General features: G+C 53.1%; 2 tRNA genes and 1 rRNA gene. All 3 read right to left on the bottom strand.

The features are described from left to right. Nucleotides 1-117 precede the first annotated feature (117 nt). Nucleotides 118-3,008 (bottom strand): 23S ribosomal RNA (locus ACFOMF_RS18175). 238 nt (nt 3,009-3,246) lie between these two features. Beyond that, nucleotides 3,247-3,322 (bottom strand) — tRNA-Ala (locus tag ACFOMF_RS18170). A gap of 30 nt (nt 3,323-3,352) precedes the next feature. Then, nucleotides 3,353-3,429 (bottom strand) — tRNA-Ile (locus ACFOMF_RS18165). Nucleotides 3,430-3,561 lie beyond the last annotated feature (132 nt).

The raw sequence follows: 3,561 nt of genomic DNA, 5'->3' as shown, positions 1-3,561 counted from the left end.
GCGCGGCCCCTGAAGGGTATGTGACAGAGCAGTTGCGATCTGCAAATTTTCGGTGATGTCGGCTTCGACCGCCACTCTCTGTTCAGGTGAGCCCTGATCAGATTGTTTGGGTGTTATATGGTCAAGCCTCACGGGCAATTAGTACTGGTTAGCTCAACGCCTCACAACGCTTACACACCCAGCCTATCAACGTCGTAGTCTTCGACGGCCCTTCAGGGAGCTCAAGGCTCCAGTGAGATCTCATCTTGAGGCAAGTTTCCCGCTTAGATGCTTTCAGCGGTTATCTCTTCCGAACATAGCTACCCGGCAGTGCCACTGGCGTGACAACCGGAACACCAGAGGTTCGTCCAACCCGGTCCTCTCGTACTAAGGTCAGCCCCTCTCAAATCTCAAACGTCCACGGCAGATAGGGACCGAACTGTCTCACGACGTTCTAAACCCAGCTCGCGTACCACTTTAAATGGCGAACAGCCATACCCTTGGGACCGGCTTCAGCCCCAGGATGTGATGAGCCGACATCGAGGTGCCAAACACCGCCGTCGATATGAACTCTTGGGCGGTATCAGCCTGTTATCCCCGGAGTACCTTTTATCCGTTGAGCGATGGCCCTTCCATACAGAACCACCGGATCACTAAGACCTACTTTCGTACCTGCTCGACGTGTCTGTCTCGCAGTCAAGCGCGCTTTTGCCTTTATACTCTGCGACCGATTTCCGACCGGTCTGAGCGCACCTTCGTACTCCTCCGTTACTCTTTGGGAGGAGACCGCCCCAGTCAAACTGCCCACCATACACTGTCCTCGATCCGGATAACGGACCAGAGTTAGAACCTCAAGCATGCCAGGGTGGTATTTCAAGGATGGCTCCACGCGGACTGGCGTCCACGCTTCAAAGCCTCCCACCTATCCTACACAAGCAGGCTCAAAGTCCAGTGCAAAGCTACAGTAAAGGTTCACGGGGTCTTTCCGTCTAGCCGCGGATACACTGCATCTTCACAGCGATTTCAATTTCACTGAGTCTCGGGTGGAGACAGCGCCGCCATCGTTACGCCATTCGTGCAGGTCGGAACTTACCCGACAAGGAATTTCGCTACCTTAGGACCGTTATAGTTACGGCCGCCGTTTACCGGGGCTTCGATCAAGAGCTTCGCTTGCGCTAACCCCATCAATTAACCTTCCGGCACCGGGCAGGCGTCACACCCTATACGTCCACTTTCGTGTTTGCAGAGTGCTGTGTTTTTAATAAACAGTCGCAGCGGCCTGGTATCTTCGACCGGCATGGGCTTACGCAGTAAATGCTTGACCCTCACCGGCGCACCTTCTCCCGAAGTTACGGTGCCATTTTGCCTAGTTCCTTCACCCGAGTTCTCTCAAGCGCCTTGGTATTCTCTACCCGACCACCTGTGTCGGTTTGGGGTACGATTCCTGGTTACCTGAAGCTTAGAGGCTTTTCCTGGAAGCATGGCATCAACCACTTCCCTTTCTAGAAGAAAGGTCGTCATCGGTTCTCGGCCTTGAACATCCGGATTTGCCTAGATGTTCGGCCTACCGCCTTAAACTTGGACAACCAACGCCAAGCTGGCCTAGCCTTCTCCGTCCCCCCATCGCAGTAACCAGAAGTACGGGAATATTAACCCGTTTCCCATCGACTACGCTTTTCAGCCTCGCCTTAGGGGTCGACTCACCCTGCGTCGATTAACGTTGCGCAGGAACCCTTGGTCTTTCGGCGTGGGTGTTTTTCACACCCATTGTCGTTACTCATGTCAGCATTCGCACTTCTGATACCTCCAGCGAGCTTCTCAACTCACCTTCACAGGCTTACAGAACGCTCCTCTACCGCTCATCCGAGGATGAACCCGTAGCTTCGGTGCCTGGTTTGAGCCCCGTTACATCTTCCGCGCAGGCCGACTCGACTAGTGAGCTATTACGCTTTCTTTAAAGGGTGGCTGCTTCTAAGCCAACCTCCTAGCTGTCTGAGCCTTCCCACATCGTTTCCCACTTAACCAGGACTTTGGGACCTTAGCTGACGGTCTGGGTTGTTTCCCTTTTCACGACGGACGTTAGCACCCGCCGTGTGTCTCCCGTGCTGACACTTGCTGGTATTCGGAGTTTGCATCGGTTTGGTAAGTCGGGATGACCCCCTAGCCGAAACAGTGCTCTACCCCCAGCAGTGATACACGAGGCGCTACCTAAATAGCTTTCGAGGAGAACCAGCTATCTCCGAGCTTGATTAGCCTTTCACTCCGATCCACAGGTCATCCGCTAACTTTTCAACGGTAGTCGGTTCGGTCCTCCAGTTAGTGTTACCCAACCTTCAACCTGCCCATGGATAGATCGCCCGGTTTCGGGTCTATACCCAGCGACTAAGCGCCCTATTAAGACTCGCTTTCGCTACGCCTCCCCTAAACGGTTAAGCTCGCCACTGAATATAAGTCGCTGACCCATTATACAAAAGGTACGCAGTCACCTAACAAAGTAGGCTCCCACTGCTTGTACGCATACGGTTTCAGGTTCTATTTCACTCCCCTCTCCGGGGTTCTTTTCGCCTTTCCCTCACGGTACTGGTTCACTATCGGTCAGTCAGTAGTATTTAGCCTTGGAGGATGGTCCCCCCATGTTCAGACAACGTTTCACGTGCGCCGTCCTACTCGATTTCATTGATAAGAGATTTTCGTGTACGGGGCTATCACCCACTATGGCGGCACTTTCCAGAGCCTTCCACTAATCTCAAATCAACTTAAGGGCTAATCCCCGTTCGCTCGCCACTACTAAGGGAATCTCGGTTGATTTCTTTTCCTCAGGGTACTTAGATGTTTCAGTTCCCCTGGTTCGCCTCACACACCTATGTATTCAGTGTGTGATACCTGACTTGTGCCAGGTGGGTTTCCCCATTCAGAGATCTCCGGATCAAAGTCTGTTTGCCGACTCCCCGAAGCTTATCGCAGGCTACAACGTCTTTCATCGCCTCTGACTGCCAAGGCATCCACCGTATGCGCTTCTTCACTTGACCATATAACCCCAAGCAATCTGGTTATAGATTCGTAGCGTGAAGACGACATCGCCGAAAATTTGCGCTTGATCGCAACTTACCTTGACTTGAACAATGCCCAGTGAAAGACACTGTCCAGTCTTGTTTCTATCACATACCCAAATTTTTAAAGAACGTCTGGCACAAAGACCAGAACTCAACACCCCGGCCAGCCTGGCTGGCGGATGCTCAGTTCTGAGCTTTCAAGCGATTCGAAGGGTGGTGGAGCCAAGGAGGATCGAACTCCTGACCTCCTGCGTGCAAAGCAGGCGCTCTCCCAGCTGAGCTATGGCCCCTCTTACAGATCGGCCACATCCCTTAACAATTGGTGGGTCTGGGCAGATTCGAACTGCCGACCTCACCCTTATCAGGGGTGCGCTCTAACCAACTGAGCTACAGACCCAATCATCAGGGGTGTTCCGCTGCCCTGTCGGATCGACCTCACCCTGCTCTCTACCTCAGTAGCATGGGGTGCGATCTAACCAACTGAGCTACAGACCCAATCGTCTTGCCGGGTCTAAACCCAATCGCTTTT

Source organism: Stutzerimonas tarimensis, from assembly GCF_042648805.1.
GTDB classification, from domain to species: Bacteria; Pseudomonadota; Gammaproteobacteria; order Pseudomonadales; family Pseudomonadaceae; genus Azomonas; species Azomonas tarimensis.
This window is presented reverse-complemented; position numbering and strand designations above follow the sequence as displayed.